Below are 13,153 nucleotides of genomic sequence, written 5' to 3'. Positions count from 1 at the left end.
CCTGACCAGACCCACCGCCCCACCCCTCCAGCCCAGACCGCGCCGACCGCGCCGACCGCGCCGACCGCGCCGACCGCGCCGACCGCGCCGACCGCGCCGACCGCGAGTGAGTCGGAGGTGCGAGCGGGTCGGAGGAGAGGATGATTGTGGGATTGTTCTACGATCCTCATGAAGGGGTGGGGGATTGTTGAACGATGGGACGATCAGGTCGGGCGGGCGTGTCGGGCCGGGGGAGCGGTGTGTGGCCGATAGGGTTCGAACTGGTGTTCGTCGGGCGGAGGGTGTGGCGTGCGCGTGTTCGGGGTCGACCCCGGGTTGACCCGGTGCGGGTTCGGTGTGGTCGACGGTGGGGCCGGGCGGACGGTGCGGCACGTTGCCGTCGACGTCGTCCGGACGCCCGCCGACGAGGAGTTGGCGCGGCGGCTCCTCCAGCTCTCCGACGCCGTCGAGGAGTGGCTCGACAAGTACCAACCCCAGGTCGTCGCCATCGAACGGGTGTTCAGCCAGCACAACGTGCGCACCGCCATGGGCACCGCCCAGGCCGGCGGGGTCGTGGCACTCGCCGCCGCCCGCCGCGACCTCCCCGTCGCCTTCCACACCCCCAGCGAGGTCAAAGCCGCCGTCACCGGCTCGGGCAAGGCGGACAAGGCCCAGGTCACCGCCATGGTCACCAAACTCCTCGGCCTCAAGACCGCCCCCAAACCCGCCGACGCCGCCGACGCGCTGGCACTCGCCATCTGCCACCTCTGGCGCGCACCCATGCGCACCCGCCTCCAGGAAGCCCAAGCCAGGGCCGCCGCGCTGGCGAAAACCCACCAGGCCAGACTGGCGAGCGCTCTCCAAGCCCAGAACGGGAGGAACGCCCGGTGATCTCGTCGCTGCGCGGCCAGGTGCTGTCCATCGGCCTCGACCACGTGGTGGTCGACGTCGGCGGCGTGGGGTTCGCCGTCCAGGCCACCCCGACGACGCTCGCCACCCTCCGCCGCGGCGAGGAGACCACGCTGTCCACCTCCCTGGTGGTGCGCGAGGACTCGCTGACCCTCTTCGGCTTCGCCGACCCCGACAGCCGCGAGCTGTTCGGCCTCCTCCAGACCGTCTCCGGCATCGGCCCGCGGCTCGCCCTCGCCACCCTCGCCGTCCTCGAGCCGGACAAGCTCCGCGCCGCCCTCGCCGACGGCAACATCACCGTCCTCACCCAGGTGCCCGGCATCGGCCGCAAGGGCGCCGAACGCCTGATCATCGAGCTGCGGGACAAGGTCGGCCAGGTCCAGCACGCCGAGACCACCGCGGGCAACACCCGCACCCAGGTCGCCGAGGCGCTGCTCGGACTCGGCTTCCCGGCCAAGCAGGCCGACGCCGCCGTGGACGCGGTGCTCGCGGGCGACGGCTCGCTCGGCACCAGCGAGGTCCTCCGCCGCGCCCTCGCCACCCTGGGCCGCAAATGACCGAACTCGACCCGATGCCCGACCCGGCCGACCGCGACGTCGAGTCCACGCTGCGCCCGAGGGACCTGCACGAGTTCGTCGGTCAGCCCAAGGTCCGCGAACAGCTCGAACTCGTCCTGCACGGCGCCCTCAAGCGCGGCGCGCCACCGGACCACGTGCTGCTCAGCGGCCCGCCCGGACTCGGCAAGACCAGCCTCGCGATGATCATCGCCGCCGAGCTGGGCGCGTCGCTGCGGATCACCTCCGGCCCGGCGCTGGAACGCGCGGGCGACCTGGCCGCGATGCTGTCCAACCTGGTCGAGGGCGACGTCCTGTTCATCGACGAGATCCACCGCATGGCCAGGCCCGCGGAGGAGATGCTGTACCTGGCGATGGAGGACTTCCGGGTCGACGTCGTGGTGGGCAAGGGCCCGGGCGCGACCAGCATCCCGCTGGACATCGCCCCGTTCACCCTCGTCGGCGCCACCACGCGGTCCGGCGCGCTCACCGGACCCCTGCGCGACCGGTTCGGCTTCACCGCGCACATGGAGTTCTACAGCGCCGAGGAGCTCGACCTCATCCTCCGCCGCTCGGCCCGGATCCTGGAGGTCGACCTGCGCCCGGACGGCGCCCGCGAGATCGCCGGCCGGTCCCGCGGCACGCCCCGGATCGCCAACCGGCTGCTGCGCCGGGTCCGCGACTTCGCCGAGGTGCGCGCGGACGGCGCCGTCACCCTCGAGATCGCCCGGGACGCGCTCGCCGTCTACGACGTGGACGAGCTGGGTCTGGACCGACTGGACCGGGCGGTGCTCGGCGCGCTGGTGCGCTCGTTCGGCGGCGGCCCGGTCGGCGTCTCCACGCTGGCCGTCGCGGTCGGCGAGGAACCCACCACGGTGGAGGAGGTCTGCGAGCCCTACCTGGTGCGCGCGGGCATGCTCGCGCGCACCCCGCGTGGTCGCGTGGCCACGGCGGGGGCCTGGGAACACCTCGGTCTGACACCGCCGCCGAAGGCGTTCGGCGACGCCGCGCGCTCGCTGTTCGAAGACACTGCCGAATGAGCGCCGGCACTGACCTGGCACAATCGGCGGCGGCACCCCAGGAATTCGGACGTTCCGGGCACACCTGCCCCCACCTCGTCCGGTTGATCGGAGAATGATGGGCAACCTGTCTTCCTTGATGTTCCCGCTGCTGCTCGTGCTGCTCGCGGTGCCGCTGTTCCTCAGCGCCCGCAAGCAGAAGCGCGCGGTGGCCGAGCAGAAGTCGCTGCTGGACGCCCTGGAGCCGGGTGACCGGGTGATGACCACCTCCGGGCTGTACGCGACCGTCGCCGACGCGAGCGACGACACCACGATCGACCTCGAGATCGCCGACGGCGTCGTCACCACCTGGCTGCGCCAGGCCGTGCGCGAGAAGATCGTCGCCGACGTCGAGAGCGACGCCGTGGTGGACGACGTCGAGGACGTCGACGCCGTCGAAGAGCACGTGGACGAGCCCGTGTCCGAGTCGGACGCCGCCGTCAAGCAGGAGAGCAAGACCAAGAACTGACCGCCGTGGGTCGCGTTCCGCCCGACCGGCAACGGTCAACAGGCCGGCGTCGGGCAGTGACGCGCAGCTCACACGACGCGGGGTACGCTGCGCCCTCGCCCGGACTTCTCCACTTTCGGGCGAAGGCGTGCTGCTCACGGCCCGATCGGCTTGACAGCGGCGGGTCGACACCACCATTCCTTCTCGAGGAGACGGACGGACCGTGGCACCTCCGGCCGGGCAGATCCGCCCAGCGAAGTACCTGGGCGCATTTGTCCTCATCGTGGTCGCGCTGTACTCCCTGGTGTTCTTCACCGGGAATCACAAGCCGATCCCCAAGCTCGGTATCGATCTCCAAGGCGGCACGCGCGTCACGCTGACCGCGCGCGCACCCGACGGCAAGGCGCCGACGGACGAGGCCCTGAACCAGGCCCGGACGCTGATCGAGACCCGGGTCAACGGCCTTGGTGTGCTGGGCGCGGAGGTCGTCCGCGACGGCACCAACCTGGTGATCACGGTCCCGGGCACCGACAGCGAGGGCGCCAAGCGCCTCGGCCAGACCGCGAAGCTCAACTTCCGCAAGGTCATCGGCCAGCCCGCGCCCAATACGCCGCCGGTGACCGAGTCGAGCACCGCGCCCGCGCCGACCTCCGGTTCCGTCGCGCCGACGTCCGCGGGCACCGCGCCGTCCGCGACGGTCGGCTCCGCCGCGCCGACCACGACCGCGCAGGGCCGCCCGGCGCCCGCCTACGAGGGCCAGCCGGCGACCACGACGGCGCCCGCCTCGGGTTCCGCCGCGCCGACCTCGGGGTCGGCCGCGCCGACGTCCGGCTCCGCGGCGCCGACCTCCTCGGCCGCGCCGGAGGTCAACTGCCAGGAAGTGTTCAACGGTCAGTACCCCGAGGACCCGACGAAGGCCATCGAGGCCTCCCGCACCTGCCGGCAGGACCCGCAGCTCGCCGGCCTGGACGCGCAGACCGTCCAGCAGGCGCTCGCCGCGTTCACCTGCCCGAAGATCGACCCGTTGCTGGGCAACGACGACGCCGCGAAGCCGCTGCTGACCTGCGACCAGGACCGCGCGACGAAGTACCTGCTCGCGCCGGTCACGCCGCCGACCGACGGCAGCGTCAAGGCCGACGACTACAGCCTGTACTCGCGACTGTCCGGTGAGGACATCGACAACGCGGTGTCGGGCACCGACCCGCAGGGCGCCGGCTTCATCGTGAACCTCTCGTTCAAGAGCGAGGGCGGCTCCAAGTGGGGCAAGTTCACCTCGGCCAACGTCGGCCAGCAGGTCGCCGTGGTGCTGGACAGCGAGGTCGTGTCCGCGCCGAACATCAACGAGGCGATCCTGGGCGGCAGCACCCAGATCAGCGGCCAGTTCACGCAGAAGGAGGCGGACAGCCTCGCGAACGTGCTGAAGTACGGCTCGCTCCCGCTGTCCTTCGAGGCCTCCGAGGCCGAGACGGTGTCCGCGTCGCTGGGTCTCGCGTCGCTGGAGGCCGGTCTGATCGCCGGTGGCATCGGCCTCGCGCTGGTGTTCGTGTACTGCCTGTTCTACTACCGCCTGCTCGGCATCCTCACGATCCTGTCGCTGGTCCTGTCCGGCGGCCTGGTCTTCGCGGTGCTGGTCCTGCTCGGCCGCTGGATCGGGTTCACCCTCGACCTCGCGGGCATCGCCGGCTTCATCGTCGCGATCGGCATCACGGCCGACTCGTTCGTCGTCTTCTTCGAACGACTAAAGGACGAGGTGCGTGAGGGGCGGACGTTCCGCTCCGCCGTGCCGCGCGCCTGGGTCCGGTCGCGTCGTACGATCCTCTCGGCGGACGCGGTCAGCTTCCTCGCCTCGGCCATCCTGTACGTCATCGCCGTCGGCCAGGTGCGGGGCTTCGCGTTCACCCTCGGCATGTCGACCGTGCTCGACCTCGTCGTGGTCTTCCTGGTCACGCACCCGCTGGTCGTGCTCGTGTCGAAGTCGAAGTCCCTGTCCGGCCCGAAGGTGTCGGGCCTCGGCAAGGTCGCGCAGGCGGGCGCCGAAGAGCGCGCCGTCGCGAAGACCGCAGCCGCGAAGGAGGTCTGACGTGTCGCAGTCCAAGGGCAGCGTGTTCCACCGGCTCTACGTGGGCACGGGCGCGTTCGACATCGTCGGCAAGCGCAAGCGCTGGTACGTGGTCTTCGGCGCGGTGCTGCTGGTGTGCATCCTGTCGATCGTGCTGCGGGGCTTCAACCTCGGCATCGACTTCACCGGTGGCACGCGCATCCAGCTGCCGGCCAGCAGCTCGGCGGGCACCATCTCGACCGACGCGGCGAAGGAAGCCTTCACCAAGGCGATCGGCAAGGAGCCGGTGGTCGTCCAGAGCGTCGGCACCGGCGCGTCGGAGACCATCCAGATCCGGTCCGAGACCCTCGACGCGGACCAGGTCACCAAGGTCAAGACCGGCCTCGAGGCCGACCTGAAGCCGAACGGCGGCCAGACCGCCATCAGCGACAGCGCGGTGTCGGCGTCCTGGGGCGGCGAGATCACCACCCAGGCGCTGATCGCGCTCCTGGTGTTCTTCATCGCGGTGGCGATCTTCCTGGCCCTGTACTTCGAGTGGTCGATGGCCGTCGCGGCGCTCGTCGCGGTGATCCACGACGTGGTGATCACGGCCGGCATCTACTCGATCGTCGGGTTCGAGGTCTCGCCCGCGACGGTGATCGGTCTGCTCACCATCCTCGGCTTCTCGCTCTACGACACGGTCGTCGTGTTCGACAAGGTCAAGGAGAACACCCGCGGGCTGCTGGGGCTGACCCGGCGGACCTACGGCGAGGCGGCCAACCTCGCGGTCAACCAGACGCTGATGCGGTCGATCAACACCTCGTTGATCGCGCTGCTGCCGGTGCTCGGGCTGCTCGCGATCGGCGTGGGCCTGCTCGGCGTCGGCACGCTGAAGGACCTCGCGTTGGTGCAGCTGACCGGTATGGCGATCGGCGCGCTGTCCTCGATCTACATCGCGACGCCGGTGGCGGTCGACCTGAAGATGCGCGACCTGCGGTACAAGGCGCAGGCCGCGCGGGTGACGGCGCGGCGGGAGAACCTGGCCCGGCGGGCGGCCGTGGTCGACGGCGACGTGGTCGAGTCGACGGACGACGCGACGCTCGAGGCCGAGTTGCGCCGGGAGAAGGCCATGTCGGCGGCGTCCAGCGCGCCCGCGCGCACCCCCAAGGCCGCGGACGCCCGGCGGCGGCCGACCGGCAAGAAGCAGCGTTGAAACTGGAACGAGCCCTAGGGCTGATGCGTGAGGTCCCGGACTTCCCCCGCGAGGGGGTGGTCTTCCGGGACCTCACGCCCGTTTTGGCGGACCCCGACGCGTTCCGGTGCGTGGTGGACGCGTTGCAGGGGCAGATCGACCCGTCGGCGACCGTGGTCGCGGCGGTGGAGGCCCGGGGTTTCCTGCTCGGCGCGGCCCTGGGTTACGGCTGGCGGTACGGGGTCGTGCCGCTGCGCAAGCCCGGGAAGCTGCCGGCCGTGGCACACCGGGCCTCCTACGCGCTGGAGTACGGCACCGCCTCGCTGGAACTGCCCGCGGACGGCGTCCTGCCCGGTCAACGGGTCGTGGTGGTGGACGACGTGCTCGCCACCGGCGGGACGGCCGCCGCGGCCTGCTCCCTGGTCGAGGCGGCCGGGGGCGTGGTGGTCGGCGTCTCGGTGGTCCTGGAGATCGCCTCCCTCGCCGGCCGAGCCGCCCTGTCGCCCTACCCCGTGGCCTCGCTCCTCACCGTCTGACTCTCCGCGAGTCCTCCACCCGGGCACCCCGACCACTCCGGTCGGGGTGCCCGTGCTGTTGCCCGGCCGGCCGACCCGCGCCCCGGGTCGCCGGGCGGTTGTTGCCTGATTGTGTTGTGACCTGGGGTCCAAGGTGGTGACCACCGCGATCTGCCGGGGTTAAGTGGGGGTGCTGTTCGTCGTGCCCGGCGTGCCGCTCGGCGGATGTCGGCAGGCCGCGGGTTGTGGCGGAGTTATCCTCGGGGTTCGGAACCCTTTGGTTGGGAGCGTGGTTGAGCCAGGACATCGAACCCGCCTCCTCGGCGGCGCAGCCCGTGGCGGCTCGGGCGCCGTCGGCTACCAGGCGTGTGCGTGCTCGGTTGGCGCGGCGGATCACGGCCCAGCGGGCCGCGCCGGTCAAGCAGGTGTTGGAGCCGTTGGCGGCGGTGCACCGGGATCTGCACCCGAAGGCCGATCTCGCCCTGTTGCAGAGCGCCTACGACGTGGCCGAGGAGAAGCACCGGCCTCAGCGGCGGAAGTCCGGGGACCCCTACATCACCCACCCGCTGGCCGTGGCGACGATCCTCGCCGAGCTGGGGATGGACACGACGACGCTGGTCGCGGCGTTGTTGCACGACACGGTCGAGGACACCGACTACTCGTTGGACCAGTTGCGGGAGGACTTCGGCAACGAGGTCGCGCTGCTGGTGGACGGGGTCACCAAGCTCGACAAGGTCAAGCTCGGCGCGGCGGCCGAGGCCGAGACCATCCGGAAGATGGTCATCGCCATGGCCAAGGACCCCCGGGTGCTGGTCATCAAGCTCGCCGACCGGTTGCACAACATGCGCACCATGCGGTTCCTGCCGCCCGAGAAGCAGGCGCGCAAGGCGCGGGAGACGCTGGAGGTGCTCGCGCCGCTGGCCCACCGGCTGGGCATGGCGACGGTGAAGTGGGAGTTGGAGGACCTCGCGTTCGCGATCCTCCAGCCCAAGAAGTACGACGAGATCGTGCGGTTGGTGGCCAACCGCGCCCCGTCGAGGGATACCTACCTGGGTGGCGTGATCACGGAGCTGACCTCGCAGCTGGAGGGCGCGCGGATCACCGCCAAGGTCGAGGGCCGGCCGAAGCACTACTACTCGATCCACCAGAAGATGATCGTGCGCGGTCGCGATTTCGATGACATCCACGACCTCGTGGGCGTGCGGATCCAGGTGGACGAGGTGCGCGACTGCTACGCCGCGATGGGCGTGGTGCACGCGCTGTGGCAGCCGATGCCCGGCCGGTTCAAGGACTACATCGCGCAGCCGCGGTTCGGGGTCTACCAGTCGTTGCACACGACGGTCATCGGGCCGGACGGCAAGCCGCTGGAAGTCCAGATCCGCACCTACGACATGCACCGCACCGCCGAGTACGGCATCGCGGCGCACTGGCGGTACAAGGAGACCCGCGGCACCCACAACGGCAAGGGCGTCGAGGTCGACGAGATGGCGTGGATGCGCCAGCTGCTCGACTGGCAGCGCGAGGCGGCGGACCCGGGCGAGTTCCTGGAGTCGCTGCGGTTCGACCTGGCCGCCCGCGAGATCTTCGTGTTCACCCCGAAGGGTGACGTCGTCACGCTCCCGACCGGATCGACCCCGGTGGACTTCGCCTACGCCGTGCACACCGAGGTCGGGCACCGGTGCATCGGCGCGCGGGTGAACGGCCGGCTCGTCGCGCTCGAGCGCAAGCTCGAGAACGGCGAGGTCATCGAGATCTTCACCTCGAAGGCCGAGGGCGCGGGGCCGTCCCGCGACTGGCTGTCGTTCGCCGCGTCGCCGCGGGCCAAGGCGAAGATCAAGCAGTGGTTCGCCAAGGAGCGCAAGGAAGAGGCGATCGAGCTCGGCAAGGACGCCATCGCCAAGGAGGTCCGCCGCGTCGGACTGCCCTTGCAGCGACTGGTGTCGGCCGACTCGATGGGCGCGCTGTCCAAGGAGCTGCACTACCCGGACGTGTCCGCGCTGTACGCGGCCGTGGGGGAGGGGCACACCTCCGCCCGGCACGTCGTGCAACGGCTCGTCGCCCAATTGGGCGGGGTCGACCACGCGGAAGAGGAGCTGGCCGAGCGGTCCACGCCGTCCACGGTCACCCGGCGGCGGGTCACCGGCGACGCGGGCGTCATCGTCAAGGACGCCTCGGACGTGTGGGTCAAGCTGGCCCGCTGCTGCACGCCGGTGCCCGGTGACGACATCCTCGGGTTCGTGACGCGCGGCGGCGGCGTGTCGGTGCACCGGACGGACTGCACCAACGCGGACGAGCTGCTCAAGACGCCCGAGCGGTTGCTGGACGTCGAGTGGGCGCCCAGCGCGTCCTCGGTGTTCCTGGTGGCCATCCAGGTCGAGGCGCTCGACCGGCACCGGCTGCTGTCCGACGTGACGAAGGTGCTGGCCGACGAGAAGGTCAACATCCTGTCCGCGAGCGTGACGACGTCGCGCGACCGGGTGGCGGTGTCCCGCTTCTCGTTCGAGATGGGCGACCCCAAGCACCTGGGCCACGTGCTCAAGGCCGTGCGGTCGGTCGAGGGCGTCTACGACGTCTACCGGGTCACGTCCGCGTCCTGAGCGCGGCCCGGGGCCGCACGCGTCAGCGAAACGTCAACGCCCGGTGTCAGCATCTGCGCGTCGGCACGGCCTGACGGGGCCCGCCGGCGGGGAAGACACAAGAGCCCCGGCCCTCCTCTCCCGAGGGCCGGGGCTCTTGCGCGTGCCGGGTGTCAGCCGACGGTGACGCTCTCGAACTTGACTTCCTTGTTCGGCTTGCCACCGCCGGGCGACGGGTCGAACGAGCCGTCGTGGCCGGCGCGCGCCACGTCGTCGATCAGCTTCAGACCGGCCTCGTCCAGGCTGCCGAACACCGTGTAGTCGGGCGAGAGCTGCGCGTCGCCGTACACGATGAAGAACTGGCTGCCGTTGGTGCCCTTCTGCGTTTCCTGGTCCAGGCCGGCGTTCGCCATCGCGAGGTAGCCGCGGCCGTAGGTCAGCTCCGGCCAGGTCTCGTTGTCGAACGCGTACCCCGGGCCGCCCTGGCCGGTGCCCGTCGGGTCACCGCACTGGAGCATCTGGAGGCCTTCCGTGCCGATGCGGTGGCACGTGCTGCCGTCGTAGTACTTCTGGTTGATCAAGTTCACGAAGCTGTTCACCGTGCACGGCGCCAACGACTTGTCCAACGTCAGCTTGAGGTCGCCGATGTTGGCCTTGATCGTGGCGGTCAGCGTCCCCGTGGACGAGATCCCGGTGGCCTCGGGCGCCTTCGTGCCCTCCTTCGCCGACGGCTCCTTCGACGTGCGGTACTCGCACGTCACCGGGTCGGCCAGCGGGGTCGGGCGCTTCGGCAGGGCCTTGACCTCGGTCGGGATGGTGATCGGCTTCGCGGCGGTCGAGCTGGCCGCGGTGTCCGTGCTCGAGCCGAAGTCGTGGGTCGCGAGGAAGTACACGACACCCGTCGCGGCGACCACCGCGACCACGGTCGTGACGACGGCCCCGATCCGGCGCCGCTTCGCACGCTCCTGCCGGCGGACCAGCTGGCGTTCCAGCTTCCGCTTGGCCTGCTCGCGGCGCTGCACGTTGGTCGGCACCTGCAACCTCCCTTTATTCCTCGCGTCGACTGGCGACGTCGGGTCAGCAGTCTAGGGGGCTCGTATATGACTGGTGTATGCCGGATAGGCTGGTGACGCCGTCCACCGCGATCCGTTGTCGATCCGTTGCCGTCGAGAGGTGTGTTCCGCGTGCTCGTGCTCGGGTTCCCGACCGGCGCCCTCCAGGCCAACTGCTTCCTGCTGGCGACCGGTGAGGGCGAGCCGTGCGTCATCGTCGACCCCGGTCAGGACGCCGAGGAGCCGATCGCGAAGGCGTTGCGCGACCACCGGTTGTCGCCGGTCGCGGTGCTGCTCACGCACGGCCACTTCGACCACTCGTTCTCCGTCGCCCCGGTGTGCGACGGCAACGACATCCCCGCGTGGATCCACCCCGACGACCGCGTGCTGCTCAGCGACCCGCTGCGCGGCGTCAGCGCCGAGTCGGCCGCGTTCTTCGGCGGCAAGCTCGTGATGCGCGAGCCGGCCGAGGTGCGCGCGCTGTCCGACGGCGCGGACCTGGACCTCGCGGGCCTGAGGCTGACCGTCGACCACACCCCGGGCCATACCGGCGGGTCGGTGATGTTCCGCGCCGGCACGGAGGAGGGCGGACGGCTCGTGCTGTCCGGCGACACCCTCTTCGCCGGCTCCATCGGACGCACCGACCTGCCGGGCGGGTCCCACCGCGCGATGCTGACGTCGTTGCGCCACAAGGTGCTGACGCTGCACGACGACACGGTGGTCCTTCCCGGCCACGGCCCGACGACGACGATCGGCCGCGAGCGCGCGAGCAACCCGTTCCTGCTGGAACTGGGCGACGACGCGCCGGCCGCACCACACCGAGGACTGTAGAAGTGACGACTTTCCAGGCGCCCAAGGGCGTCCCCGACTACATCCCGCCCACGTCGGCCTCGTTCGCGAAGGTCCGCGAGACGCTGCTCGAGGCGGCCCGGCTCGCCGGGTACGGGTACGTCGAGCTGCCGGTGTTCGAGGACACGGCGCTGTTCGCGCGCGGCGTCGGCGAGTCCACCGACGTGGTGACCAAGGAGATGTACACGTTCACCGACCGGGGCGACCGGTCGCTCACGCTGCGCCCCGAGGGCACGGCCGGCGTGATGCGGGCGGTGATCGAACACGGTCTGGACCGCGGGCAGCTGCCGGTGAAACTGGCCTACGCGGGCCAGTTCTTCCGCGCCGAGCAGCCCCAGGCCGGCCGCTACCGCCAGTTCCACCAGGTCGGCATCGAGGCCGTCGGGGTGGACGACCCGGCGGTCGACGCCGAGGCGATCGCGGTGGCGGACGCGGGTTTCCGCGCGCTGGGCCTGACCGGCTACCGGCTGGAGCTCACCTCGCTGGGCGACGCGACGTGCCGCCCGGAGTACCGCGAGAAGCTCCAGGCGTTCCTCGCGAAGCTCCCGCTGGACGAGGACACCCGCCGTCGCGCCGAGCTGAACCCGTTGCGGGTGCTGGACGACAAGCGGCCCGAGGTGCGCGAGCTGGTCGCCGACGCGCCGCTGATGGTCGACCACCTGTCGGACTCGGCGCGGGCGCACTACGACCAGGTCAAGGGTTACCTGGCGGACCTGGGCGTGAAGTTCGTGGAGAACCCCCGGATGGTGCGGGGCCTGGACTACTACACCAAGACCTGCTTCGAGTTCGTGCACGACGGTCTGGGCGCGCAGTCCGGCATCGGCGGCGGCGGCCGCTACGACGGCCTGATGGAGCAGCTGGGCGGCCAACCCCTCTCCGGCGTCGGCTTCGGCCTCGGCGTGGACCGCGCGCTGCTGGCGTGCGGCGTGGAGGGCATCACCCCGGGCGACGAGACCCGCTGCGACGTCTACGGCGTGCCGCTGGGCGAGGTGGCGAAGTCCCGGTTGGTGGGGTTGTCGGCGCCGCTGCGCGCGGCGGGCGTCCGCTTCGACCTGGCGTACGGCGGCAAGGGCCTGAAGGGCGCGATGAAGGGCGCCGACAAGTCCGGCGCGAAGTTCGCCCTGGTGCTCGGCGAGCGCGACATCGAGGCCGGCGTGGCGCAGCTGAAGGACCTGGCCACGGGCGAACAACGCCCCGTGCCGCTGGCCGACGTGGTACCGGCGGTCCTGGAGGCGTTGGCCAGGTGAGCGACGAGCCGATCCCCCTGGACCTGCTGGACCCGGCCACCGTCCGGAAGAGGGCACGAACGGTGGCGATCGGCGCCCTGATCGTCGCCGCCGCCTTCGGCGGTCTGCTGGGCCTGCTGGCGGGCCGCGCGGCGGGCGTGGCGACCGCGGCGGTGCTGTTCCTGCCGCTGGTGCTGCTGGCCGTCTCGGAGGCCAGGCGAAGAGTGTGGCTGGCGGGCCACGTCCTGTCGGTCCGCGCCTTCGGCACCCGCTCGGTGGACCTCCACACGGCCGACACCCTGGACCTGCTGGTGACCGACGTCCGAGGCTCCCGCACGGTGGGCCTGTTCGTCCGGGGAAACCGCAAGGCGATCAACCTGGCCCTGGCCATCTACGCGGGCACGGGCGGCAGAGAACAAGGTGTCTTCGCCCTGCGGAAACTGGCGGACGTCCTGGCCGGCCGGGCGGACGCCAAGGGCGTGGTGTTCTCGGAACTACTGGTAGCCCAACTGAAGGCCGAGGCCAGGGGCCTACCGGCAGCAGACCGCCCGTTGTACCAACTGGGTTCACTGGCCCCACAGGGCCGCCTGGCCCAAAAACTGAACCCGGACGCCATCTCGAGGTTCGTCTCAACCCTGGACTGACCCCCACCACCCCAGCCTGAAGCGCCGAAGGCGCGCTTGCCTTAACGCCGGGGCCTCGTGTTCTCCCCGTATGGCCTGGGCGAAGCCCAACCGCATTTGGCACGGGGGCGCCG

At 71.0% G+C, this 13,153-nt stretch carries 12 protein-coding genes; 11 read left to right on the top strand and 1 reads right to left on the bottom strand.

Features of this window, described 5'->3' with window-relative positions; genetic code table 11:
• The first annotated feature begins 288 nt into the window (after positions 1 to 288).
• The 8 genes from ruvC to AB0G50_RS35235 all read left to right on the top strand — a co-directional run bounded on the left by ruvC (position 289) and on the right by AB0G50_RS35235 (position 9,290).
• On the top strand, positions 289 to 870 hold the full coding sequence (gene ruvC, locus AB0G50_RS35270) for a crossover junction endodeoxyribonuclease RuvC (protein WP_360118242.1): 582 nt from the start codon (positions 289 to 291) through the stop codon (positions 868 to 870).
• Positions 867 to 1,445, top strand: coding sequence for a Holliday junction branch migration protein RuvA (ruvA, locus tag AB0G50_RS35265; protein ID WP_360118239.1), 579 nt, complete (start codon positions 867 to 869; stop codon positions 1,443 to 1,445). The genes ruvC and ruvA overlap by 4 nt, the downstream gene beginning before the upstream one ends.
• Positions 1,442 to 2,482 (top strand): Holliday junction branch migration DNA helicase RuvB, encoded by a 1,041-nt coding sequence (gene ruvB, locus AB0G50_RS35260; RefSeq protein ID WP_360118236.1) that lies wholly within the window; start codon positions 1,442 to 1,444, stop codon positions 2,480 to 2,482. The genes ruvA and ruvB overlap by 4 nt, the downstream gene beginning before the upstream one ends.
• A gap of 106 nt (positions 2,483 to 2,588) precedes the next feature.
• A complete protein-coding gene (yajC, locus tag AB0G50_RS35255; protein WP_360118245.1) occupies positions 2,589 to 2,969 on the top strand; it encodes a preprotein translocase subunit YajC in 381 nt (126 codons plus the stop codon).
• 202 nt (positions 2,970 to 3,171) lie between these two features.
• Positions 3,172 to 5,028, top strand: a complete 1,857-nt coding sequence (gene secD, locus AB0G50_RS35250) for a protein translocase subunit SecD (RefSeq protein WP_360118233.1) — start codon at positions 3,172 to 3,174, stop codon at positions 5,026 to 5,028.
• Position 5,029: 1 nt separating this feature from the next.
• Positions 5,030 to 6,199 carry a protein translocase subunit SecF gene (gene secF / locus AB0G50_RS35245; RefSeq protein WP_360118230.1) on the top strand — a complete coding sequence of 390 codons (1,170 nt, stop codon included), beginning with the start codon at positions 5,030 to 5,032 and terminating at the stop codon, positions 6,197 to 6,199.
• A gap of 23 nt (positions 6,200 to 6,222) precedes the next feature.
• Positions 6,223 to 6,714 (top strand): adenine phosphoribosyltransferase, encoded by a 492-nt coding sequence (locus tag AB0G50_RS35240; RefSeq protein ID WP_360118227.1) that lies wholly within the window; start codon positions 6,223 to 6,225, stop codon positions 6,712 to 6,714.
• 272 nt (positions 6,715 to 6,986) lie between these two features.
• Positions 6,987 to 9,290, top strand: a complete 2,304-nt coding sequence (locus tag AB0G50_RS35235) for a bifunctional (p)ppGpp synthetase/guanosine-3',5'-bis(diphosphate) 3'-pyrophosphohydrolase (protein WP_360118224.1) — start codon at positions 6,987 to 6,989, stop codon at positions 9,288 to 9,290.
• Between the two features lie 152 nt (positions 9,291 to 9,442).
• On the opposite strand, the gene AB0G50_RS35230 is transcribed toward AB0G50_RS35235, so the two are convergent.
• Entirely contained in the window at positions 9,443 to 10,303 is an 861-nt protein-coding gene (locus AB0G50_RS35230) for a peptidylprolyl isomerase (protein ID WP_360118221.1), read from the bottom strand.
• Between the two features lie 150 nt (positions 10,304 to 10,453).
• Here AB0G50_RS35230 and AB0G50_RS35225 point away from each other — a divergent pair, with 150 nt between their 5' ends.
• Genes AB0G50_RS35225 through AB0G50_RS35215 form a run of 3 tightly spaced genes read left to right on the top strand, consistent with a single transcriptional unit; the run spans position 10,454 to position 13,040 of the window.
• Entirely contained in the window at positions 10,454 to 11,152 is a 699-nt protein-coding gene (locus AB0G50_RS35225) for an MBL fold metallo-hydrolase (protein ID WP_360118218.1), read from the top strand.
• A gap of 2 nt (positions 11,153 to 11,154) precedes the next feature.
• Positions 11,155 to 12,417, top strand: coding sequence for a histidine--tRNA ligase (hisS, locus tag AB0G50_RS35220; RefSeq protein ID WP_360118215.1), 1,263 nt, complete (start codon positions 11,155 to 11,157; stop codon positions 12,415 to 12,417).
• Positions 12,414 to 13,040, top strand: coding sequence for a hypothetical protein (locus tag AB0G50_RS35215; protein WP_360118212.1), 627 nt, complete (start codon positions 12,414 to 12,416; stop codon positions 13,038 to 13,040). Before hisS ends, AB0G50_RS35215 begins: the two co-directional genes overlap by 4 nt.
• Positions 13,041 to 13,153 lie beyond the last annotated feature (113 nt).

It is taken from the genome of Actinosynnema sp. NPDC020468 (assembly GCF_040642015.1).
Taxonomy (GTDB): Bacteria; Actinomycetota; Actinomycetes; order Mycobacteriales; family Pseudonocardiaceae; genus Actinosynnema.
Note: the sequence above shows the minus strand (reverse complement) of the source record. Positions and strands in the feature narration are given on the sequence as shown.

Coding starts and splice junctions, on each gene's coding strand:
- ruvB (WP_360118236.1), top strand. CDS start 1,442: ATGACCGAACTCGACCCGATGCCCGACCCGGCCGACCGCGACGTCGAG.
- AB0G50_RS35240 (WP_360118227.1), top strand. CDS start 6,223: ATGCGTGAGGTCCCGGACTTCCCCCGCGAGGGGGTGGTCTTCCGGGAC.